A 22,561-nucleotide genomic window follows, 5' to 3' on the forward strand; every position below is an offset into this window, starting at 1 on the left:
AACCACAACGGCGTATTTACCGCCGCAGGCATCGAAACCGCGCAATACAGCTACTACAACGCCGAAACTAAAGACAAAGATTTCGCAGCAATGCTCGCCGATCTTGAAAAAGCATCTGCGGGTGATGTTGTCCTGCTGCACGGCTGCTGCCACAACCCAACCGGCATCGATCCAACATTGGAAGAGTGGGAAACTCTTGCAAAGCTGGTTGCTGAAAAACAACTTCTCCCTCTGTTTGACTTTGCCTACCAAGGTTTTGCTAAAGGCGTGGAAGAAGATGCGGAAGGTCTACGTATTTTCGCTCAATACAACAAAGAAATTTTGGTCGCGAGCTCGTTCTCTAAAAACTTTGGTCTGTACAACGAGCGTGTGGGTGCTTTCACCTTAGTTGCACAAACCGAGCAAATCGCTGAAACTGCGTTTTCTCAAGTCAAAGCCATCATCCGTTCGATCTATTCGAACCCACCTGCACACGGCAGTGCTGTCGTCACGCACATTCTTGGCAACGCCGAGCTTCGTGCCGAGTGGGAAGCGGAAGTGAAAGAGATGCGCGACCGTATTCAAGCGATGCGTGAACTGTTTGTTGCGACGTTGAAAGAGCAAGGCGTCGATGCTGACTTCAGCTTCATTGAACGTCAAAACGGCATGTTCTCTTTCTCTGGCCTAAGTAAAGAGCAAGTCGCGCGCCTAAAAGATGAGTTTGCTATCTACATCGTCGGCTCTGGCCGCATCAGCGTTGCAGGCATGACACGTTCAAACATGCTGCCACTTTGTCAGGGAATCGCTGCCGTACTTTAATTCGGTATTCATAAGTTGATAGACAATAGCCAGCGGATACGCTGGCTATTTTTGTTTGTGGGGTTTATCGGTCAGCTAGTTTGCCAAATGCTCGCGTCTCGATAAGCGATTTATTTTGCGGGATAGTCGCCTAAGCTAGAGCAGAAATCGCAGTGACACGCCCGCTTCGTTAGTTTGCGCGCTACCGGCTTGGCTTGCAGTATCATAATCACTATCGCGATAAGTGTAAAAGCCGCCCAGAACGAAACGTTGACTGATGCGATAATGCGCACTAATGGAATAGCTCTGCTCGTCAACAATGTTACTGCGCGTCAACTGCGCCTGCCCTTCCAATTTCCAATGTGTCGATAGCGCATATTGAGCACCAACACTTGCGCCCCATACGCCTGTATGATCGCTGTAAAATTTATCATCCGTCGCATCATCGGTTTGCGAAGCCCAGAGGTAGCCAAACTTACCCATTGCAAACAGATCAAGTTTGTCACTGGCCGCAATACGATAGCCGACGCCTGGCAGAAGGGTATAAAGGTTAGTGGTGATGTCGTCTGGGTGCAAAAAACGCGCGGAGTAATCGAGCTGAGTAAACCAGTGTTCCCCGACAGCCCAGCGGCCAGCGACGGTGAGATCGGTCACTTTGCTATCGGCGTCAGATTGATCCATTGAGCCAGCACTGAGGTAGGCACCCAAGTAATCATAGTGGTTGTGCCAGTTTGAAGAAGGCGCTGACGGTGAAGATTCCGCCCATACACTCATCGGCAAAGCGACAAGGCTAGCGAGAAGAGAAGATGTGAGATGGCGTTTCATTGTTACTACTTACGCTCCATGAAAGTATTCACTCAGTGTTTTCACTATAGCGCAAATTTCATCATGGCTGCGTGCGCCTGATCTACAAAGTAATAATCAGCTCATCTTGTTGATTAGATTCGATTTTAGCATGCGACTGGCGACACACTCGCTCGATCTGAGACGGCTCCAATTCGTAGGGCATCACCAACTTGAGTTCAGATATCCCTTCGAGCTTGGCGAGTTCCAACAGGATAACAATATTGGATTCATCACTGCGATTTGCCGAGAGTGATTTTAGCGCGTTGTCCCACAGCCTATCCTCAACCGATACCGTCTCTTTGATGGTGTCTTTCCATGCAAGGCTAAAGATCGGGGCAAAAGTGCTCATCGCTTCGAGAAATGTCCACTTTTTACTGCATGAGGCACTTAAGAACGACGTGTAGTCAAATTCTACTCTTGCGCTATTTTGATGTTCCATATCATCCCCCGTACACATGGCAACACGTTCCACTCAATATCAATGATTCGGTTGCATATAGCAATAGGATATAGAAGATTGGTCTTTTATAGCTCTATTTCGTTTAAAACGGCTATATAAAAAGCAATACGGTAACAATTGCTGTACAAGAGCGAGACAAGCTGGATATTGGCTAGAAATATTTTCAGCAGCGAAATTTATCCTAGCGAATGTCGACGACTCGACTTGCTTTGCGATATTGAACGCGCCACCCTTGCCACTTTGGCAACTCCCAACGTTTTGGGTCGCCTTTCCTCAATCCCGAGTCATAAATCACCTCAACACATTTTCTTGTCGGGTAGTATTCGACACGCAGGTTTAAATCACCGAGGTAACATTCAAACGGATACGCCTGAGCAAACTCTTCATACTCCCAATACGGAATACCTTCGAACGCGAAGTCGTCTTCACTAAATAGGGCGAGCTCTTCGACACTCGACAGTTCAAGTAACGCCAGCTGTTCTCGGAACCAAGAGTCAAATGTCACCGCTGGCGCCACCTCACCCGCCAACTGTTGGTAGAGTACGTAATGCTTGATCGCTTTGGTCATCTTGTGAGCAAACCCTGGCAACACTCGCTGTGCATACACCGCGTCCATGAGCGGCGTCATCGCCAGTGCCCCTGTCGCTTCTTCAAGTCGAGCAGCCACGACTCTTCCCGCATACACCAGCTCAAGGGTGACTTGGGTTTGATCACCCTCCACTACTTCACCCTCTCGCCACTCACCAAGATTTAACGTCGCAAAGGTGTCTAACGGCAAAGGCAGAATAAACGTTGCCAGATTCAGCGTTTGTTTGACGCCTCGCCCCGGTAAGCTGTGCGTATCTAAGACCAGAGCCCCCTGCGTCTGCGCTTTCTGGCGGTGCTGGCGAGGCAGCTGTACCTCCAGTTCACCATTAGCGAATGCGTCTGGTCGTTTTAAGCGACGCACAAACGCGAGCTCTGGGTGCAAGCGAGCGATTTCCGCAATCAGCTCGCTGTGTTGATAGCGAGAAGCCACCTCAAGTTGAGGTAATTCAAACAGCTCACGCATTTGCATGGATAACCGCTGAGCTTCGTCAAGAGCAGCGGCATCGACTTCTACTCCGGTATATCGCTTACCACGCACTAACCCAATGGCCAAGGCGCCATCACAGCCTAGCGGCTCTTGCTGATCCAACTTACTTAGGCGCTCCTCATCTGCAGTCAGTTTGTACAGTGAAGCCGGCGTGGCAAGCACTGCGGTCATGTCAATCATCGCCTCTTTGAGTGCTCTTTTCTGCATACGTGAGACAAGGTCGGCATAGAGTGCGTCAATGGGCAAAGGATAGAGTCGCTTACCGTGCTCCGTCGTCACACCCTTCTCATCCACCGCTTGCATCGCGCGAAGAAGTGACGCCGCTTGATTCAGCGAACGTTCTGGTAGTGGCTCTAAAAAATCCAACTGTGACAGAGGCTTGCCGCACACCGCCGCCGCTAACATGGCTTCGGTCAGGGATTCACGCTGCATTTCTGGTGGTGTGTGCTCAATCAGCGCTGCATGCTCACCATACAAACGCACACAGACGCCCTCCATCACGCGCCCTGCTCGCCCCGCTCGCTGCTTGGCACTCGCTTTTGAGATCGCTTTTAAACTCAAGGTCGTTTTACCATTGCGTTGCTCGGTTCTGCGCTCAAGTCCGCTGTCGATGACGAGCCCGATGTTATCAATGGTCAACGACGTTTCCGCCACATTGGTCGCCAGCACGATCTTTTTCTTGGCTTGTACCGTCAAGGCGACATCTCGTTGATGATCAGTAACAGACGCATGCAAGGGCGCAACGATAATCTGCTCTAATTGCGCAAGTCGGCTGGCGCATTGTGCAATCTCTTTACGCCCGGGTAGAAACACCAGAATGTCACCATCGAGATCGCGCATCGCAGCTACCTCCTCGAACACTCGCTCGTCTAACCGACGTCCATCTGGCAACTGTTGCGAGTGAGTGGCACGATGACAAAGGGAGACCTCATACACTCGACCCTCTGCCGATACACGTTCGGCGCTGAGGTAACGCGCAAGCTTTTCACCATCCAGCGTGGCTGACGTCACCACCAGTTTTTGCGCTCTTGGGCGGCGAAGCAAGGCAACCAGTAAATCGGTATCCCAGCGACGCTCATGGTATTCATCCACAACAATGTAATCGAAATCGGCCAGTTGGTTCTCACTGTACCAACGCAGTGCGACGCCCGGAGTGACAAACACCACTTTTGTCTTGTCGTCGTAGCGGTTGTCTAGCTTTATGGCATAGCCTATCTCTTTACCAAGCTCACTCTCGGTAGTGGTTGAAAGAAACTGCGCTAACGAGGTACAGGCAATGCGCCTTGGCTCGACAACTAGCACTCGACCTAGTTCACTGAGCCACAGAGGCAAACGGGTCGATTTTCCCGATCCAGTTTGCGCTTCCACCACCAAATCCGTGTGCTGGATGCGTTTGAGAAACTCGGTTTTTAAGTGATCAATGGGTAACGATGACATAGTTGATGAGCGCTGATAGTAAAAGGGGTGAGTATAACGAGCATCGAGGTAAAGCCCAACCTCACACCCTCTGTGCGTGCGTTTAATATTCGGTTTACTTTAGGTTTGCGAATCCCTATCATTTTCAGGTTCCTAGTTCCAAAGGTCCATTGGCCAACACCCTACTTATAGGCATGTGATGAATAACGATAAACGCCCACTCTATATCCCTTTTGCAGGGCCAGCACTTCTTAGCACTCCTCTGCTCAACAAAGGCAGTGCGTTCACCGCAGAAGAACGCAGTTCTTTTAACTTAGAAGGTTTACTTCCCGAAACCACGGAAACCATTCAAGAACAGGTTGAACGCGCTTACCAACAGTACAAAAGCTTCGAAAATGACATGGATAAGCACATTTACTTGCGCAACATTCAAGACACTAATGAAACGCTCTTCTACCGCTTGGTGCAAAATCATGTCTCAGAGATGATGCCGATCATCTACACCCCAACCGTTGGGGCAGCATGTGAGAATTTTTCCAATATTTACCGTCGCGGACGAGGCTTGTTCGTCTCTTACGCCAATCGAGATCGCATTGATGATATCCTCAACAATGCATCGAACCACAATGTCAAAGTGATCGTGGTGACCGATGGCGAACGTATCCTCGGCTTGGGCGACCAAGGCATTGGCGGCATGGGCATTCCAATTGGTAAATTGGCGCTCTACACTGCGTGTGGCGGCATCAGCCCTGCCTACACGCTCCCGATCGTATTAGATGTGGGTACAAACAACCCGCAACGCCTCGCTGACCCTATGTATATGGGCTGGCGTCATCCGCGCATTACTGGCGCTGAGTATGACGCATTTGTTGAAGAATTTATGCAAGCCGTCGCCCGCCGCTGGCCTGACGCGTTGATTCAGTTTGAAGATTTCGCACAAAAGAACGCAATGCCACTGCTTGAACGATACAAAAACCGCGTGTGTTGCTTTAACGATGACATTCAAGGCACTGCAGCCGTCACTGTGGGCTCGTTGTTGGCCGCGTGTCAGGCAGCTGGTAGCAAACTCTCTGAGCAACGCGTCACCTTCTTAGGCGCAGGTTCGGCTGGCTGCGGCATTGCTGAAGCGATCATCGCGCAAATGGTCTCTGAAGGGATTTCTGATGAACAAGCGCGCTCTCAAGTCTACATGGTCGACCGTTGGGGCCTACTTCAAGAAGGCATGCCAAATCTACTCGATTTCCAACAGCGTTTGGTACAAAAACACAGCAACACCAAAGCGTGGCAATCTGAAGGGACCGGCTTCTCGCTGCTTGATGTGATGCGCAACGCCAAACCGACCGTGCTGGTCGGCGTTTCAGGCGCGCCAGGGCTGTTCAGTGAAGAAGTGATCAAAGAGATGCACGCGCACTGCCCTCGCCCGATTGTGTTCCCACTGTCGAACCCAACAAGCCGCGTTGAGGCAACCCCAAACGACATCCTTCGCTGGACAAATGGTGAAGCACTGGTTGCAACAGGTAGCCCGTTTGCGCCGGTGGTGTTGGACGGCAAAACCTACCCGATCGCACAGTGCAACAACAGCTATATCTTCCCAGGCATCGGCTTGGGTGTCCTTGCCGTACAAGCTAAGCGAGTGACAGACGAAATGCTGATGGAATCAAGCCGCGCATTGGCGACCTGCTCACCGCTGGCGATTAATGGTCAAGGGGCGCTGCTACCGCCGCTCGAAGCGATTCATTCTGTATCGAAGAAGATTGCCTTCGCCGTGGGTAAAAAAGCCATTGAACAAGGGGTCGCCCTTGAGATTACTGACGAAGCGCTAGAAGAAGCGATTGATAATAGTTTCTGGCAGCCAGTTTACCGCCGCTACAAACGTACTGCATTCTAACCCGTCTCAACGCCTCTGCTCAGCAGGGGCGCTTTTATTTATGATGATTGTATTTAACTATCTTGACCCATTGGGTCGCGGGCTTTTGCCCTACCTCAGTGAAATATCCACTGCACTCATCGCCTGTTTGCTCGTCATGGGCGGTGGTGATATTAACGCGCTTTTGAGACGTTGGTTACGCCCTTACCATTTCTTAATCCGCACCGGAGTGTTTATCTTGATTAATGCGTTTGGTTACGGCTTAATCATCGTAAAAGCAACGCCTTACCTCAATATGACACTGAGAAACCTCCAACCTGGGATGATGTTTTCCATCGTGATACTCTGTTTCATCATCATAGGATTATGGGCTCAAAGGAATCGACAAATTTAGTGCGTAAACTGTTTCACCGCCGCTCAACCACCGAACACACACTGGGAATTATCAAATCACTGGTGAAATGGCTGCTATTGGCCACGATTGCGCTCGCCATCGCGTTAGTCGCGATCGATCGTTGGGTATCGATGCAAACTCGCGAGCAGTTGTTTACCAGCGCGGAGCAAATTGACCAATTTGATGTGGCCGTGGTTCTCGGGACGAGCAAATACCTCGGTAAAATACTCAACACATACTACATCAACCGTATTGACGCCGCGATCGCTCTTTATGATCAAGGTAAAGTATCGAACTTTTTGCTCAGCGGTGACAATGCCCACCGTTCGTATAACGAGCCCTGGACAATGAAACGCGATCTTTTGCGCGCTAACGTTCCAGAAAACCACATTTTTCTCGATTACGCGGGTTTTCGAACCCTTGACTCTGTGGTGCGTGCCAAGGAGATTTTCGATACCGATAACTTCTTAATCATCACCCAGAAATTTCACTGTGAACGCGCGCTGTTCATCGCCAACTATCACAAAATCAACGCCCGCTGTTATGCCGTCGCAGGCCCATCGGATCAATCGGGATCTAAGGTGCGTTTAAGAGAAGTGTTTGCGCGGGCAAAAGCGGTGTTGGACCTTTACATCACTAACGCCAAGCCTAAATTTCTTGGCCCCAAAGAGCCAATTATGGCCAGCGCCGAGCCCGTCGAACAACAGGTAGAGAGTGACGACTTCGACGAACCGCTGTTCGAGTATCTAGATGCAGCGGGCAGCGACGCAGAATCAGCGCAATAACGCCACTACTCACTCAGTTCAACACGATTCCGCCCACTGCGCTTGGCTTTATAGAGCGCTTCATCCGCACGAATCAACATCTCATTGGTGCGCTCTTCGCCCAGTGTTGCCACACCAATACTGGTGGTGAGCGGATCACCGTGCACCCAAATGTGCGCCTCAACTTTACGTCGTAGCCGCTCGCCAAGTTCGTAGGTGTCGAGCACATTCATCCCCGGACAGAACACCACAAACTCTTCGCCGCCCCAACGAACCAAACGCTGCTCTGCTTGGAGCGACGCCAGCAGCACCATAGTAAACTCTTTTAAAATGTCATCGCCAATGGCATGGCCATGCTCATCATTGACCTGTTTAAAATGGTCAATATCCAAATAGAGAATCGACAACACTTTGCCGCCTATCGGCAGATCATCATAATGCTTGTTGAGCCAATCTCGGATCGCGTGGCGATTCATCGCGCCGGTAAGGGGATCGCGATGCGCAAGCTCGGCAAACTCGATGTTCTTAGCGCGCAACGATTGGTTCATCGCGTGTAAGTGATGTTGGCGCGCTTTGACTCGTTGAATGGCAAGGCGACTTCGCTTAATTTCGTACATGCTGTAAGACAGTGCTAAGCCCACCCAACAGGCCAACAATAGCGCCATCAAGGTTTCGCCAGAGACATACTCCCCGATGAATTCAATGCGCTCAATCACCAGAGTGTAGTCGCCCTCGTCCATGCCTGACCCGGTGGCAAACTCAATTCGATTCACATTGGTAAACTCAGGCGCGGCATGTTCAATAGGAATATCCAAATCCGCCAGCCACCACGTCATCACTTGTAAATTGGCTTTGGGTAATGTCATCTCTTGCGCAGAATCAGGTGGCAGAAACTCAAGCCCATTGTATTTGTGAGTATACTCATCTTCGATGGTTGAATAGGCTGGATTAAAATTGCGCAAATAAAAGCGCATTGGCACACGTTCACCCTCTTGATTTGTGAGTGAAACAGCAAGTTTGATGGTGTGATAATGGGTCAGGTCAAGCCCGACATCAGGCTGGCTATCAATATGAATAGCGACGCCACAATAGGGCCAACGGTATTTCTCCGATGAGCGAATTTTGCATTGGAGTACGCTGCGCTGATACTCTGTCGCCAACGATGCTTGAGAGCGTCCGCCTTGGCCTTGATCACTGGTCGGATAAAACGAATACGCATCGGGCGTCACGGCTAACACTCGCCGGTCACCATATCTCCCATACAGCAACACCACCACTAAGGTCAGCACCACAAGGCCAAATACCGTTTTATGGATCGCTTTCAATCTACACCCATAGCTACAACGAAAAGAGTCAATAAAGTATGAGACAGACTCTACCACAATGCGACATTATCCTTGACTCAATGTCACACATTCGCCCGAGAATCTCGGCCAATGTCGCGAAAAATGGTAGCAAGAATCCCATCCTGTTTTCTGTTACACTCAGGCCGAACACGTATTTGGCGTAAGCCATGCGGATAAAAAATAAAACAGAGTAATGTCATGTCACTAATCGTAAAAGGCACCCTCAGCAAAATGACGGCATCGCTGGGAGAGCAAGTCCAATACTCACTGCCTGTCGGTGAGTCATCTGTCGCACTCAACCCACTCATCGGTCAAACGCTGACCCTAACGCACACTGGAAACATCTTTTGCTGTTCGTGTGGCAAGAAAACCAAAAAAAGTTACTCACAAGGTCACTGCTTTGTCTGTATGAAAAAACTGGCCAGTTGTGATATGTGCATCATGAAGCCAGAAACCTGCCATTATGATCAAGGCACCTGCCGTGAGCCGCAGTGGGGCGAAGAGAACTGCATGGTCGATCACTATGTGTATCTGTCCAATACCTCTAGTCTCAAGGTGGGTATTACCAGACACACCCAGATCCCAACCCGCTGGATTGACCAAGGGGCCACGCAAGGTCTTCCCATATTTAAAGTGAAAACTCGCCATATTTCTGGTCTGATTGAAGTGGAATTGGCCAAACACATTGCTGATAAAACCAACTGGCGAACCCTGCTTAAAGAAGACGGTGCCCCAATAGCGCTGGAAGAGAAGTTTGCCGAGCTACTGCCGCTGGTTGAAGAGAAGATCGCCGAGATCAAACAACAATTTGGTGACGACGCGATTGAGGTGCTACCGAGCCAGATAACTCCGATTCACTACCCCGTGACAGAGCACCCGACTAAGATCACCTCGCACAACTTTGACAAAGAACCTGTCGTGAGTGGCGTTCTACAAGGCATCAAAGGTCAATACATGATTTTTGACACAGGTGTGATCAATATTCGTAAATTCACCTCTTACGAAGTGGAAGTGAGTGCATAATCACTTCCCCAACCGCATTAGCAGACTTAATGATGAGTGGATCGCATAGTCATTGTTCCCAACGTAAGAATCGTGCCCAACGTACAAAAAGCGCCCTTTGGCGCTTTTTTCGTAAGGATGGTGTGGCGATGTGCTATGGATTGAGAATGCGTTTTAGCTCGTCAAAAAACAGATCCACTTCTTGTAGCGTGTTGTAGTGCATAAAACCGACACGCAATACACCACCACTGGCTTCAAGCCCTAATTGCTTCACCAGACCCAGTGCATAAAAATGGCCGCTCCAGACACAAATGTTGCGCTCACCCAAACGTTTCGCGACCTCTTCTGGCGTAAACTCATCAAAGGTTAAGGCAAAGGTCGGCGTGCGCAGCTCACTGCTCGCATGAGTCCGCCCCCACAAGGTGACACCTTGTAGCTCATCCAAACGAGAGAGAAAACGCTCGTTGAGCGCCGTTTCATGCTGATTGTATTGACGAAATGAAACCACCAATTTGTCACGTAACGAATCGCCTTGTTCGCCCCACTGAGCAAGATAGTGTACCGCGGCAATCAGCCCAGCCAAGCCTTCAAAGTTTTGCGTACCCGTCTCAAAGCGACCAGGGCCTAAGTCTGTTGCGGGCTCCACCTTGTAAGGCGTGAGTGCCTGCAACCATTTTGGCGCCACATACGCTATGCCGACATGAGGACCAAAAAACTTATAGGAGGAACAGGCAAGAAAGTCACAACCGAGTGCCATCACATCCACCAAGTGATGCGGCGTGTAATGCACTGCGTCAACGTACACCATAGCGCCTACTTGTTGCGCTGCCTCAACGACACGTTTGACATCCACAATAGAACCGGTGGTGTTCGACGCCAAAGTCAGCGCCACCAGTTTAGTTTGCGGTGAAAGTAACGTGAACAGGTGGTCAATATCTAAGCTGCAATCGTCTTGATTGACGCGTGCTTGATGAACCACCGCGCCTTTATCTTGCGCCGCTTGCTGCCAACTAGAGACGTTCGAATAGTGATCCAGCGCTGACACAATCACTTCATCACCGATTTGCCAGTCACGGCTGATGGCCCGGCTAAGCTGAAAAGTGAGCGAGGTCATGTTAGGCCCAAAGACAATATTGTCAGCCGAAGGCGCGTTGAGTAGCGCAGCGGCGGCCTCCCTCGCTTTGGCCATCAACGAGGTCGTGTGCTGACTGGAGAAATAGTGTCCACCCAAATTGGCGTTGTATTGACCAAGGTAACCCTGCATCGCTTCCAGAACCGAAAATGGCACTTGTGAGCCGCCCGGACCATCGAGAAAGATGACTGGCAATTGGTTGTGGATCTGATTTAAGGCACCAAATTGTGAGCGGACTAAATTAGGAGTGAAGTTCATTTACCGCATCCTTTGCCGTCAACACAAACACATCCATATGCCCTTCTTCTCCTTCTATCACGGTGCGAATCGGCGTCGCATTGTGCCAAAGTTTGTTGTCAGCCAGCATCGCCACTTCACCGCTTTGTAAGGTTTTTCTAAAAAACGGCGCTTCATTGAAGCTGTTGTAGAGCATGATGTCACCCCCTTCGATATTGTGGCGGCCCATCCCGACCATCGCAATATGGTCAAAGCCATCTTGGTGGACGCCCTCTGGCGCCACTTGGGTTTCGTCGTAAACCGCAGAAATACGGATTTGATGAATTTCGATCTCCTGACCATTGGCCAAACCGTTCGATTCGACAAACACCTCACAGATCTCTCTCATGCCATCACTTTGCAAGGTCGAGGCTTCAATGGGTTCGAATTGACGCACTACATCCCCTTGAAAACGGTTGATATCGTTGGTTTGCATAAACTCATGCTTATCCAGATCAACCACTTGTCCATCACGAAAAGCTACCACGGAGTAGCGACGCAGACGATACTGACCATCGGCGTGCTCAGTGTGCGGAAGATGGGAAAAGGAAGGCGCTAGTTGTTGAATCGCCTTCTCACTAAGCTGAGTTAATTGTAGGGTTGTTTCATGGTTATGTAGCATCATCGACTCCTTAATGAAGATACACTGCAATTTTTATAACATATATTTTACATTTATTATTTGCGCACATATCCCGTTAAATCAAATTTATTTGGCATTTACATCCAACAATATTGACAATACAACATTTTTATCCAATTAATGGTTAATAGTTAGTGAAGTAAACCATTTGATAACAAAGGAAGATGAGAAAACCAGCACGGTTCACTAGTCAAATTGGAGAGGATGCTTGTAATCAAAGAGTTAGTGACTGTTTTTGCGCCCACACTCCACCCTTGTTGATCTAATCTATAACCATTTATTCCAGTGACAGACCTTGTTAACGCCGTGCTTAGACCCATATAATCGAGAAGTTAAAAATCAATAAGCGTCACCGCGATGGAGCACAAATGAGCGACGTAAAACACTGTAAATTACTCATTCTCGGTTCTGGCCCTGCTGGCTACACGGCAGCGGTTTACGCCGCACGAGCCAACCTTAACCCAGTACTGGTTACCGGCATGCAGCAAGGCGGTCAGTTGACCACCACAACGGAAGTGGAAAACTGGCCTGGCGATCCTGAAGGTCTCACCGGACCCGGTTTAATGGAGCGAATGAAAGAGCATGCAGAACGCTTTGAAACCGAGATTGTGTTTGATCACATCAATGAAGTGGATTTCAGTCAGCGTCCATTTACGCTCAAAGGCGACAGCCGTCACTACACCTGTGATGCTCTTATTATCTCTACTGGCGCGTCGGCAAAATACCTTGGTCTGGAGTCAGAAGAAGCGTTTAAAGGGCGCGGTGTTTCCGCCTGTGCGACCTGTGACGGTTTCTTCTATCGTAACCAGAAAGTCGCGGTCGTGGGCGGTGGTAACACCGCGGTTGAAGAAGCGCTGTACCTATCCAACATCGCCTCTGAAGTGCATTTGATTCACCGCCGCGATACGTTCCGAGCGGAAAAGATCCTCATCAAACGCTTGATGGATAAAGTGGCAAGCGGCCATATTGTGCTGCACACCGACCGTACTCTTGAAGAAGTCGTTGGCGATGACATGGGCGTAACAGGCGTACGCATCAAGGACACCCAATCCGATGCGGTTGAGCAAATCGACGTAATGGGGGCATTTATCGCCATCGGTCACCAACCCAATACCGCCATTTTCGCTGATCAGCTTGAAATGAAAGATGGCTACATCGTGGTGAAATCGGGTCTAGAGGGGAACGCGACCCAAACCAGCATCCCTGGCATTTTTGCAGCAGGTGATGTGATGGATCACAATTACCGTCAAGCGATCACCTCTGCGGGAACGGGCTGTATGGCAGCGTTAGATGCAGAGCGATACCTGGATGGACTCGCGGATACGCAATCAGCCTAACGGCCAATCGCTTGTGGCGCTTTTTGGCGCTTATCTCAAATCCCTAAAACCTCGCGGTATTCCCGCGAGGTTTTCTTTTGTATAATGCGCGGCTTAAATCAAAATAATAATTCTCATTAAGCCTTTACCATGGATAAAAAGAAACAGCGTAGCTTGAATCAATGGCTAAAGCAGCAAAGTCGCCAAGCCAAGCGCTGGTTGATGATTGCCGTTGGCCTTGGTGTGCTCTCAAGCGTATTTTTGCTGATTGGTGCATCACTCCTCGCTCACATATTGCATGCTCTTATTATCGAACACGTCGATAAAACCGAACTTATGCCCCATTTCGCAGGGCTCGCCGCCACTGTCGTTGTGCGTGCGCTGTGCGCTTGGGGACGAGAGATCGCCGGCTTTCGCTGCGGCGAACAGATTCGCGTTTATATTCGTCAATTGATTCTCGACAAGCTCGACGAACTCGGCCCAGCGTATATCAAAGGGAAGCCTGCTGGGGCGTGGGCAACGCTGTTACTGGAACAAGTCGAAGATATGCACGACTTTTTCGCTCGCTACTTACCGCAAATGGCCCTTTCCGTGTTGATACCGCTTGTTATCTTAGTAGTGGTCTTCCCTGTCAACTGGGCAGCCGGGCTGATATTTCTGATCACCGCCCCCCTTGTGCCTCTGTTTATGGCCTTAGTGGGCATCAAAGCGGCGGATGCCAGCCGCAAAAACTTCAAGGCGCTGCAACGTCTGTCTGGCCATTTTTATGACCGCTTACAATCGATGACCACCATTCGACTGTTTGATCGCACGCGCGCAGAAACCGACACGCTGCGCGGCGCATCTGAAGTGTTTCGTACCCGCACGATGGACGTGTTGAAAATTGCGTTTCTATCCTCGGCTGTATTGGAGTTTTTCACCTCTATCTCTATCGCCCTCACTGCGGTGTATTTCGGCTTCGCGTTTATTGGTGAGCTCAATTTCGGTGACTACGGCGCGGGCGTCACCCTATTTTCTGGCCTATTTGTGTTAATTCTCGCCCCGGAGTTTTACCAACCGCTGCGTGACTTAGGGACTTTTTATCATGGCAAGCAACAAGCCGTTGGCGCTGCAGAAAGCATCGTGGCGTTTCTGAATACCGATGTCACTTCGGTAAAATCGGGCGATCGCAAGTTGACTGAACCGGCCAAGATAACCATTAAGGCCACAGAGTTAAGCGTTTATTCTCCACAAGGTACAGCGCTACTCGGCCCTGTCAGTTTCGAAGTAAAAGCAGGGGAAACCTGCGCACTCGTCGGCCCTAGCGGTGCGGGGAAAACAAGCCTGATTAACGCCCTACTCGGCTTCCTCCCTTACCAAGGCAGCTTAACCATTAATGGCGTTGAGCGCTGTGAGTTGGATTTGGCGCACTGGCGCGAGCAGATTAGTTGGGTAGGACAAAACCCACTGCTGCTGCACGGCAGCATTTATGACAACCTCACGCTTGGGGTCAACAAGCCGAGCCAACAAGCGCTGGATAGCGCGCTTGATGAATCCTTCAGCCGAGAATTTGTCGAACATCACGGGTTAGAGTATGTCGTGACAGACCGAAGCGGTGGCTTGTCCGTCGGTCAAGCGCAGCGCTTAGCCCTGGCGCGAGCTATGATTCAAGACGGCGCATTTTGGCTCCTCGATGAGCCAACCGCCAGCTTAGATGCACGTAGCGAGCGTCTTGTTATGCAAGGTCTGGATGCAAAAATCAAAGACAAAACCTGTTTGATGGTCACTCACCAACTCACGCCCTTAAAGAATGTGGATCAGATTTTAGTGATGGACAAAGGTCAGTTGATTCAATGTGGGGACTTCGCCAGCTTAGCCCATCAACCAGGACGCTTTGCGCAGATGTTGGACGCCAGTATGTCTATGACAAACACCGATAAGGGGAACCTGGATGCGTGAATTAGCCCCCTACCTCAAATTGTATAAAAAGCATTCGTTTGGCTTGTCGCTCGGTATGCTACTGGCGCTGCTTACTCTGTTTGCCTCCATCGGCCTATTAACACTGTCCGGTTGGTTTTTGTCTGCCGCCGCCGTGGCCGGATTGACTATTGCACGGGAAACCTTCAACTACATGTTACCCGGGGCGTTTGTGCGTGGATTTGCCATGGGACGCACCGCAGGACGCTGGGGTGAGCGCGTGGTCAGCCACAACGCCACATTTAAACTGCTCACCGATCTGCGTATTTTCTTCTTCAGCAAGCTCGCACCGCTCATTCCGGGCCGAGTGTCAAACTTGCGCGATGCCGATCTGCTCAACCGCCTAGTGTCTGATATTGATGCGATGGATCACGTTTACCTACGTTTAGTCAGCCCAATGATCGTTGGTACCCTCGGTATCCTTGGTCTCACTGCGCTGGTCGCTTGGTTTGATCAGCAGTTAGGGTTAACGCTAGGCGCCATTCTATTGGTGGTCTTGTTCACCTGGCCTGTTTTGTTCTATAAGTTAGGCAAACGCAATGGCCGTGATTTGACACAACATAAAGCGGATCTGCGCGTTACTACGCTCGACTGGCTGCAAGGCTACAGCGAACTGACGTTATTTGGCGCCAATCGGCGCTACCGAGACGCGATCCTCAACGCCCAATACAAACTGCTTACCAATCAGCGCCTCAACGCTCATGTTTCCGGGTTAGCGCAAGCGCTGTTACTGCTGGTCAATGGCTGGACGTTAGTCTTAATGCTGTGGTTGGCGGCGGACGGCGTGGGCGGCTTGTCGCCTGATCCTAAAATTGCGTTGGTGGTCTTTGCCACCATGGCCAGTGTTGAGCTTCTAATGCCAATTGCAGCGGCTTTCCAGCATTTAGGCCAAACGCTCACTTCAGCAAGACGTCTCAATGATATTATTTTGTCTAAGCCGGATGTGGTCTTTCCTGACCAAGAGGTGGCTCATGACGGCGAGTTTTCCATCGAGTATGAACAGGTCTGCTTCTCTTATCCTGATAGCCATCAGAGGGTGCTTAAAGACGTTACCCTTGCCATACCTTCTCAACATCGTGTCGCCATTGTCGGCCAAACCGGCAGTGGTAAATCGACCTTGATTCAGTTACTCAACCGCTACTGGGATGTCAATCAAGGTGAGATACGCCTCGCTGGGCGCCCAATAGCGGCGTGGAGTGAATCACAGCTGCGAGCTGCTATTAGTGTGGTCAGCCAACGGGTCGACATACTGAACGGCTCTCTGCGTGATAACTTATTGATGGCTAAGCCAGAGGCCGATGATGCCGAGCTCAGCGCGACCCTGGATAAAGTTGGCCTCGCTGCACTGCTCGACATTCAAGGATTAGATATTTGGCTTGGGGACGGGGGCAGACAACTCTCCGGCGGCGAAAAGCGTCGCATCGGAATTGCCCGCGCGCTGCTGCATGATGCGCCGATTCTGCTGCTTGATGAACCAACGGAAGGGCTAGACAAACAAACTGAACAACAGATCATGACGTTGTTTGAGCAGCACTTTGTCGGCAAAACCGTCCTGTTTATCACCCACAGACTGGTTCATTTAGATAAGATGGACGCCATTTGTCTGGTTGAGCAAGGTCAAGTGGTCGAATATGGCAGCCACGCCTCATTGCTCGAACAACAAGGTCGTTATTATCAGTTGACTCAAACGCTCTAAACCATCAGTCACAACGGCAGCACAAGCTGCCGTTGTGTTTTAGATGTGCTGCGAAGTAGCTTATCGGTTGTCGAGGATAAAGCGGCGAAGTGCCTCTAATTTCATCGGGCGGGCAAAGTGATAACCTTGGAAGACATCACAACCGAGACGCCTCAACACCCCCGCTTCCTCTTCTGATTCAATCCCTTCAGCGACCGTTTCCATCCCCAATTTTTGCACCATGCCTAACACGCCAGCCAGCATAGAATAAGAGGACTCACTTACCAACATATCTGAGACAAAACTCTTATCGATTTTGACTTCGTCAATGGGGAAGTGTTTAAGAACACTCAGCGAAGAGTAACCGGTACCAAAATCATCCAATGAGACACGTATCTGCTCGGCTTTTAGGGCATTGAGCAAGGCACAAATGCGCTCAAAATCGTCGGCTAAGACGCTCTCCGTGATCTCAACAATCAACCGCTGTTTGTTAAAGCGTCGCTCCTCAACCGCCTGTTCCAACATTGGAATAAATTGCATACTTTGAAACTGCTTAACGGAAACATTGATCGCGACATCAAGCTCCACCTGCAAAGCCTCAAACAGCTCAGAGAGCTCGGCTAACGTGCGGCGCACGATAAACTCACCGAGCTCGTTCATATAGCCACAGTTTTCAGCCACAGGAATGAATTTATCCGGTGGTACAAAACCCAGTTCAGGGTGCTCCCAACGTACTAACGCCTCTACCCCCTTAAGCGTTTTACTTGAGGTAAATTGCGGCTGATACATCATATAAATCTCATCGCGCTCAATCGCTCGTTTGAGTTCGAGTTCGATTTTACTCTTATCTAGGTGCTCAGTGAGAAAGCGCGGCTGGTAAAACACAATCCCGTTGCGTGTCTGTTTAGCGTGTGACATCGCCAGTTCAGCGTTGCGCTTAACCGCTTCTGCATCAACATCGTCTTGACCGGATGAGGCGACGCTGATGCTGCAACTTAACACAATCTCGTAGTCACGATAGAGGAACGCCTGGGTAAAACAGCTTCGGCAAAGATCAATAGTGGCATCGAGTGCTTCTCTGTCTAACGTATGAGCCACCACAACAAATTCGTCACTGCCAGAGCGAAACACCGCGTGCTTTTCACCGACACTGGCGACCAAGCGATTAGCGATGTTTTTCAGCACCGCATCTCCCGCGGGATTACCAAAGTTGTCATTAACCAATTTAAAACTGTCGACATTGATACACAGCAAACTGTAGCGAGCGTGCTTATCCAACCCCGATAAATAACGCTCGAGACTATAGCGATTGGCAATACCGGTTAAATAGTCAAGGTTCGCTTGGTGAGCAAGCTCTTGTTGCTTGCGCTGTTCACTAAGCGCAATATTACGAAATAGGAAAAACATCACACTCACTGCCACCACATAGAGAGCGATAAGATTAGGCAATTTCTCAACAAATCGTGCCATTATGACGCTCTTTTTCACTTCAGTAGTTATCCAAAGATCGTATTTGTTGATGTAAGTACTGGCAGCGTATGATTGCCTTGATGGAGAGATCAATTCGTTAATATAAACATTGTTGCTTTGTTTTATCTCTTCAAACGTCATCCCCGTCATAACTTCTAAACGTTGTATACTGCGATCGATCTCCTCTTGTGGTACTTGATATAGATACACTTGCGGATCGTAAATGCGCTCCATTGGCGCAATCTGGAAGTAACGATCATTTTCACGAAATAAGAAGGTATCAAAGCTGTGAATTTCCATTTTTGTTTTATTAGTCAAGAAGTACTCAAAGCCACCTTTGAGTGAGATAGAAATAGACAAGACAAACTTAGGCACACCTTTTTCGTCACGAATGGCTTTGCGAAAAGGGATAATAAGCTCGCCAATGTCTTTGTGAAAATAGGTACGCCCGATCACCGCTTCGTCACTTGCGAGGGTTTTCTCGAAGGTCAATTTGGTTTCAGGATTATCGCGCAGATAGTTGGTGTGCCCATCCACCATCCGCGGCGAACTCGTCAGCGGATAGCCCTCTACATCAAACAGCGCCAGCGCTAAAATGGTTTTTTCAATCCCGGTGGTATCATCGAGCACAGCATTGATATGGTCGAGATCGTGCTCAAAATCCAATCGTGATAATTCACTGCCGACAATATTTATGATGGTTTGGTACTGGGTGAGGGATGACTTGAATGCGTGCGCGGTCAAACGAGTGAGATTAACTTGCGATTGAGTGATATCTTCATAGGAGTCTTGGTACGACATATAGGCAGCGATCGCGCTTATCACTGACCATAGAGCCAGAATAAAATAAAACGCTAACCAAATATTTTTTTTAATCAATGCCATACGTCTAAGATCCCTGACAAGCCGCGGCTCTATTTCCGTTCTGTTTAAGGATAGTGTAAAGCGTCATAGCTCACCGACCTAAAATAGATCAAACACACTATACGATTCTTTGTCTCTCTTCACCCATCACAATTGAGATAAGTATCAGTTTTCACTCTAAAGTTAAGGTTAGTTATAAATTGATGAAAAAAAAGCAGCCTAACTCGGCTGCTTTCACAAATTGAACAATGGCATCAATCAATAGATGTATCAGTGATACCTACACATTAACACCTGTGGTATCAACGCTGACGGGTATTTTTACGAGGTGACTGCTCGGTTGCGCCTTTGCGTGGCTTACGGCGTGCAGGGTTGTTACTACGACCACCGCCACTGTTGACGCGCTCTTCATGACGTTTCACGGCACGACGAATCTTCTGGCTGCGTGAGCGCTCACGTTTGCGTGAGGTGTTGGCTTTGTTCTCATCCAACATGGTTTCTTTTTCAGGACGAAGCTCCACCAATTCACGCAGGTAGTTCACTTCTTTGAGATCCAGTTCCATCCAACCGCCACGAGGCAGTTTTTTGTCGAGGAAGATATCACCATAGCGCACACGTTTCAGGCGGCTAACGGTACAGTCCTGAGACTCCCACAAACGACGAACTTCGCGGTTTCGACCTTCGTTGATCACCACATAGAAGGTGTGGTTCATACCTTCACCACCCGCGTAAACCACATCCTCAAAACGGGCTAAACCGTCTTCGAGTTGAACACCACGAACCAAGTTTTTCACTTTGTCTTCGTTCACTTCACCGAAGACTCGTACAAGGTACTCACGTTCCACTTGACGGCTTGGGTGCATCAGACGGTTGGCGAGCTCACCATCGGTGGTAAACAACAGCAGACCCGAGGTGTTGGCATCCAGACGCCCTACTGAGATCCAACGTGAACCACGGATCTTAGGCAAACGGTCAAATACAGTGCGACGACCTTCAGGGTCATGACGAGTACACAATTCGCCTTCCGGCTTGTAGTACGCTAGTACGCGACAAATCACTTCTTCTTGCGCTTTAGCGTTGACAGTGTGGCCGTCGATACGAACGATGGCGTTCTCATCTTCTAGTCGCTCACCAAGTTTAGCGACAACGCCATTGACGCTCACGCGGCCAGCTTTGATTAAAGCTTCTAACTCGCGTCGCGATCCGTGACCAGCTCGTGCTAAAACTTTCTGTAATTTTTCGTTCATTGATTTACCTATGTGTCGTCTTCACAGACGTCGAAATAAAAAAGTGCGACCCAAAAATCGCGGCCGCATATTATCTCAAAATCCTTGCCAAAGATCACGTTTTTTTGATCACTCAAACGGCTGCGGATCTCCTGCGCCAATGCGCGCGATGACTGGGTCACCATCACTAAAATCGACCACTGTGGTGGGCTGTTCGCCTAGGTATCCACCGTTGAGGATCACATCCACTGCATGCTCTAACTTATCACGAATGTCTTCCGGGTCTGACTCAGTGTGCTGGTTGCCCGGCAAGATAAGCGAGGTCGACATCAAAGGCTCGCCTAACGCTTCGAGTAAATCCAGAGCAATGCGATTATCAGGGACACGGATACCGATGGTTTTTCGCTTTGCGTTCATCAAACGGCGTGGGACTTCTTTCGTGCCTTTGAAGATAAAGGTGTACGGACCTGGCGTATTGTTTTTCAACAAGCGAAAGGCGGTGTTATCCACTCGAGCATAGAGTGACAACTCAGAGAGATCTCGACACAGTAGTGTAAAGTTGTGCTTCTCGTCCAAACGACGAATTTGACATATACGCTCAAGTGCCTGTTTGTTTTCAAGTTGGCAGCCAAGCGCATAACCAGAATCGGTAGGGTAAACCACAACCCCGCCGTTACGAATGATGGCGACCGCTTGGGTAATCAAGCGTGCTTGCGGGTTTTCTGGGTGAACATAAAAAAACTGGCTCATAATAATCCTCAATATCGAGCCTCGCGACTCTATAACACATCATGTTTAGTCTTGGCCAGTAAGGTCATCAGTGAGCGATAAGCCCCACTCTTTCCATACTGGTTCGACGCCAGAAGGCAGCCATAGATTGCGCCCCAGTTCCATCCAAGGAGAAGGATAATGGAAGTCGCTGCCTTGGGAAGCTAATAGTTTGTATTGTATAGCATAATCGGCCAAATTGCGTCTTTCTTGTTGGCTTTGTTGTGGCTGAGCCACTTCCATCGCATCACCGTTGGCTTCCACAAATGCCGCCAACAAACGTTTTAGCCATTTGGCGGTTAAGTCATAGCGACCGGGGTGAGCGAGTACCGCTTGACCACCCGCGGCGTGAATGGCCTCTACCGCCTCAGACATTGAGCACCAACTGGGCGGCACGTAGCCGGGATTACCGCGTGTTAGATATTTTTTAAACACCTGTTGCATCGTCTTCGCAAAACCATTATCCACTAACCACTTGGCAAAATGCGCGCGAGTGATGGGCGCGTCGCCCGCGATGGCACTCACGTCTTCAAATATGCCTTCGCGGGTCGCTTTTTCTAAACGCTGCGCAATGAGCTGCGCTCGACCGACACGGTGCTGCTGTTGCTGCTCAATCAACTGGGTTAGTGACGAGGCATCAGGATCAATATTCAACCCGACAATATGAATGTCTTTGTTCTGCCATACGGTAGAGATCTCGATTCCATTGATTAAGGTAATGGGTAGCGCTTGCTCTTTGATGTAGGCGCGGGCAGGTGCGAGCGCTTCAACCGTATCGTGGTCAGTGATCGCCAATACGTTAATGTTAAAGCCTAGCGCTCGGTCGATCAGTTCAGTGACGCTGAGTCGACCGTCTGAGGCAGTGGTATGGCTGTGTAAATCAATTCTCATATTTTCATTTTTTTGGTTGACTTTTTATCTTTGCACTAGTTAACTGGTACACAAATTCAGAGTCGTTGAGTTAGCTCGCTAACCGGCAAAACGTTAAGGCGCACTATTTTTTAGTCAAGGCACACTATGTTACAAGAAATTAACCTAAATCAGAATGTGAAAGTGATCGCTACCGATGCGATTCGCGTTCTGGTGGATACGATTTTTTGTTTGCCAACCACGTTTGCAACACACCTTATGGTGTGGTGGCGCACTTGGCTACAGGCTAAGTGGGCAGTTGCACGTAAGTAATCGATTCTTCATCGTGTCATAGCCCGCTCCAACGCGGGCTTTTTGTTGTTTACAATTCTGGTTTAAGTGTTTAAAGAGTAGGCATTTTTCGCCAAATCTCGATTGG

The 22,561-nt window shown here is 49.5% G+C and carries 19 protein-coding genes; 9 read left to right on the forward strand and 10 right to left on the reverse strand.

Annotated elements, in window-relative coordinates:
• Window positions 1-798: aromatic amino acid transaminase (locus AC6R1O_RS04975; RefSeq protein ID WP_500656577.1), on the forward strand; the 798-nt coding region annotated here is incomplete at its 5' end.
• Between the two features lie 135 nt (window positions 799-933).
• Here AC6R1O_RS04975 and AC6R1O_RS04980 read toward each other — a convergent pair.
• From AC6R1O_RS04980 to AC6R1O_RS04990, 3 genes are all read right to left on the reverse strand, one after another.
• On the reverse strand, window positions 934-1,602 hold the full coding sequence (locus tag AC6R1O_RS04980) for an outer membrane beta-barrel protein (RefSeq protein WP_500633796.1): 669 nt from the start codon (window positions 1,600-1,602) through the stop codon (window positions 934-936).
• An 82-nt stretch (window positions 1,603-1,684) separates the two neighbouring features.
• Window positions 1,685-2,062: a transporter gene (locus AC6R1O_RS04985; protein WP_334552424.1), complete on the reverse strand. Its 378-nt coding sequence runs from the start codon at window positions 2,060-2,062 to the stop codon at window positions 1,685-1,687.
• A 202-nt stretch (window positions 2,063-2,264) separates the two neighbouring features.
• On the reverse strand, window positions 2,265-4,595 hold the full coding sequence (locus AC6R1O_RS04990) for a DEAD/DEAH box helicase (RefSeq protein ID WP_500656578.1): 2,331 nt from the start codon (window positions 4,593-4,595) through the stop codon (window positions 2,265-2,267).
• Window positions 4,596-4,773: 178 nt separating this feature from the next.
• Here AC6R1O_RS04990 and AC6R1O_RS04995 point away from each other — a divergent pair, with 178 nt between their 5' ends.
• The 3 genes from AC6R1O_RS04995 to AC6R1O_RS05005 are packed head-to-tail and all read left to right on the forward strand — an operon-like array spanning window position 4,774 to window position 7,620.
• A complete protein-coding gene (locus AC6R1O_RS04995) occupies window positions 4,774-6,462 on the forward strand; it encodes an NAD-dependent malic enzyme (protein WP_500656579.1) in 1,689 nt (562 codons plus the stop codon).
• A 43-nt stretch (window positions 6,463-6,505) separates the two neighbouring features.
• On the forward strand, window positions 6,506-6,835 hold the full coding sequence (locus AC6R1O_RS05000; protein ID WP_500627734.1) for a DUF3392 domain-containing protein: 330 nt from the start codon (window positions 6,506-6,508) through the stop codon (window positions 6,833-6,835).
• Window positions 6,808-7,620, forward strand: coding sequence for a SanA/YdcF family protein (locus AC6R1O_RS05005; RefSeq protein WP_500637923.1), 813 nt, complete (start codon window positions 6,808-6,810; stop codon window positions 7,618-7,620). Before AC6R1O_RS05000 ends, AC6R1O_RS05005 begins: the two co-directional genes overlap by 28 nt.
• Before the next feature lie 5 nt (window positions 7,621-7,625).
• On the opposite strand, the gene AC6R1O_RS05010 is transcribed toward AC6R1O_RS05005, so the two are convergent.
• Window positions 7,626-8,924 (reverse strand): GGDEF domain-containing protein, encoded by a 1,299-nt coding sequence (locus AC6R1O_RS05010; RefSeq protein ID WP_500656580.1) that lies wholly within the window; start codon window positions 8,922-8,924, stop codon window positions 7,626-7,628.
• A 219-nt stretch (window positions 8,925-9,143) separates the two neighbouring features.
• Between AC6R1O_RS05010 and AC6R1O_RS05015 the strand changes: the two genes are divergently transcribed.
• Window positions 9,144-9,968: a DUF2797 domain-containing protein gene (locus tag AC6R1O_RS05015; protein WP_500656581.1), complete on the forward strand. Its 825-nt coding sequence runs from the start codon at window positions 9,144-9,146 to the stop codon at window positions 9,966-9,968.
• Between the two features lie 133 nt (window positions 9,969-10,101).
• On the opposite strand, the gene AC6R1O_RS05020 is transcribed toward AC6R1O_RS05015, so the two are convergent.
• Both AC6R1O_RS05020 and AC6R1O_RS05025 read right to left on the reverse strand, forming a co-directional pair.
• Window positions 10,102-11,337, reverse strand: coding sequence for a cysteine desulfurase-like protein (locus AC6R1O_RS05020; RefSeq protein WP_500656582.1), 1,236 nt, complete (start codon window positions 11,335-11,337; stop codon window positions 10,102-10,104).
• On the reverse strand, window positions 11,321-11,980 hold the full coding sequence (locus AC6R1O_RS05025) for a 2OG-Fe dioxygenase family protein (RefSeq protein ID WP_500630407.1): 660 nt from the start codon (window positions 11,978-11,980) through the stop codon (window positions 11,321-11,323). The genes AC6R1O_RS05020 and AC6R1O_RS05025 overlap by 17 nt, the downstream gene beginning before the upstream one ends.
• A 386-nt stretch (window positions 11,981-12,366) precedes the next feature.
• Between AC6R1O_RS05025 and trxB the strand changes: the two genes are divergently transcribed.
• From trxB to cydC, 3 genes are all read left to right on the forward strand, one after another.
• Window positions 12,367-13,335, forward strand: coding sequence for a thioredoxin-disulfide reductase (gene trxB, locus AC6R1O_RS05030; RefSeq protein ID WP_334552431.1), 969 nt, complete (start codon window positions 12,367-12,369; stop codon window positions 13,333-13,335).
• Between the two features lie 129 nt (window positions 13,336-13,464).
• Window positions 13,465-15,252 (forward strand): heme ABC transporter permease/ATP-binding protein CydD, encoded by a 1,788-nt coding sequence (gene cydD / locus AC6R1O_RS05035; RefSeq protein ID WP_500630406.1) that lies wholly within the window; start codon window positions 13,465-13,467, stop codon window positions 15,250-15,252.
• Window positions 15,245-16,966, forward strand: a complete 1,722-nt coding sequence (gene cydC, locus AC6R1O_RS05040) for a heme ABC transporter ATP-binding protein/permease CydC (RefSeq protein ID WP_500656583.1) — start codon at window positions 15,245-15,247, stop codon at window positions 16,964-16,966. Before cydD ends, cydC begins: the two co-directional genes overlap by 8 nt.
• A gap of 60 nt (window positions 16,967-17,026) precedes the next feature.
• Here cydC and AC6R1O_RS05045 read toward each other — a convergent pair whose 3' ends face one another.
• From AC6R1O_RS05045 to rnm, 4 genes are all read right to left on the reverse strand, one after another.
• Window positions 17,027-19,300 (reverse strand): bifunctional diguanylate cyclase/phosphodiesterase, encoded by a 2,274-nt coding sequence (locus tag AC6R1O_RS05045; RefSeq protein WP_500656584.1) that lies wholly within the window; start codon window positions 19,298-19,300, stop codon window positions 17,027-17,029.
• A gap of 281 nt (window positions 19,301-19,581) precedes the next feature.
• Window positions 19,582-20,526 (reverse strand): 23S rRNA pseudouridine(2605) synthase RluB, encoded by a 945-nt coding sequence (gene rluB / locus AC6R1O_RS05050; protein ID WP_500627567.1) that lies wholly within the window; start codon window positions 20,524-20,526, stop codon window positions 19,582-19,584.
• A gap of 108 nt (window positions 20,527-20,634) precedes the next feature.
• On the reverse strand, window positions 20,635-21,255 hold the full coding sequence (locus AC6R1O_RS05055; protein WP_334552436.1) for an L-threonylcarbamoyladenylate synthase: 621 nt from the start codon (window positions 21,253-21,255) through the stop codon (window positions 20,635-20,637).
• A gap of 45 nt (window positions 21,256-21,300) precedes the next feature.
• Window positions 21,301-22,164, reverse strand: a complete 864-nt coding sequence (gene rnm / locus AC6R1O_RS05060) for an RNase RNM (RefSeq protein WP_500656585.1) — start codon at window positions 22,162-22,164, stop codon at window positions 21,301-21,303.
• A 126-nt stretch (window positions 22,165-22,290) separates the two neighbouring features.
• Between rnm and AC6R1O_RS05065 the strand changes: the two genes are divergently transcribed.
• Entirely contained in the window at window positions 22,291-22,455 is a 165-nt protein-coding gene (locus AC6R1O_RS05065) for a hypothetical protein (protein WP_500630401.1), read from the forward strand.
• Window positions 22,456-22,561: the final 106 nt, after the last annotated feature.

Source organism: Vibrio sp. R11-SG3-ISO3-SZ (assembly GCF_059834345.1).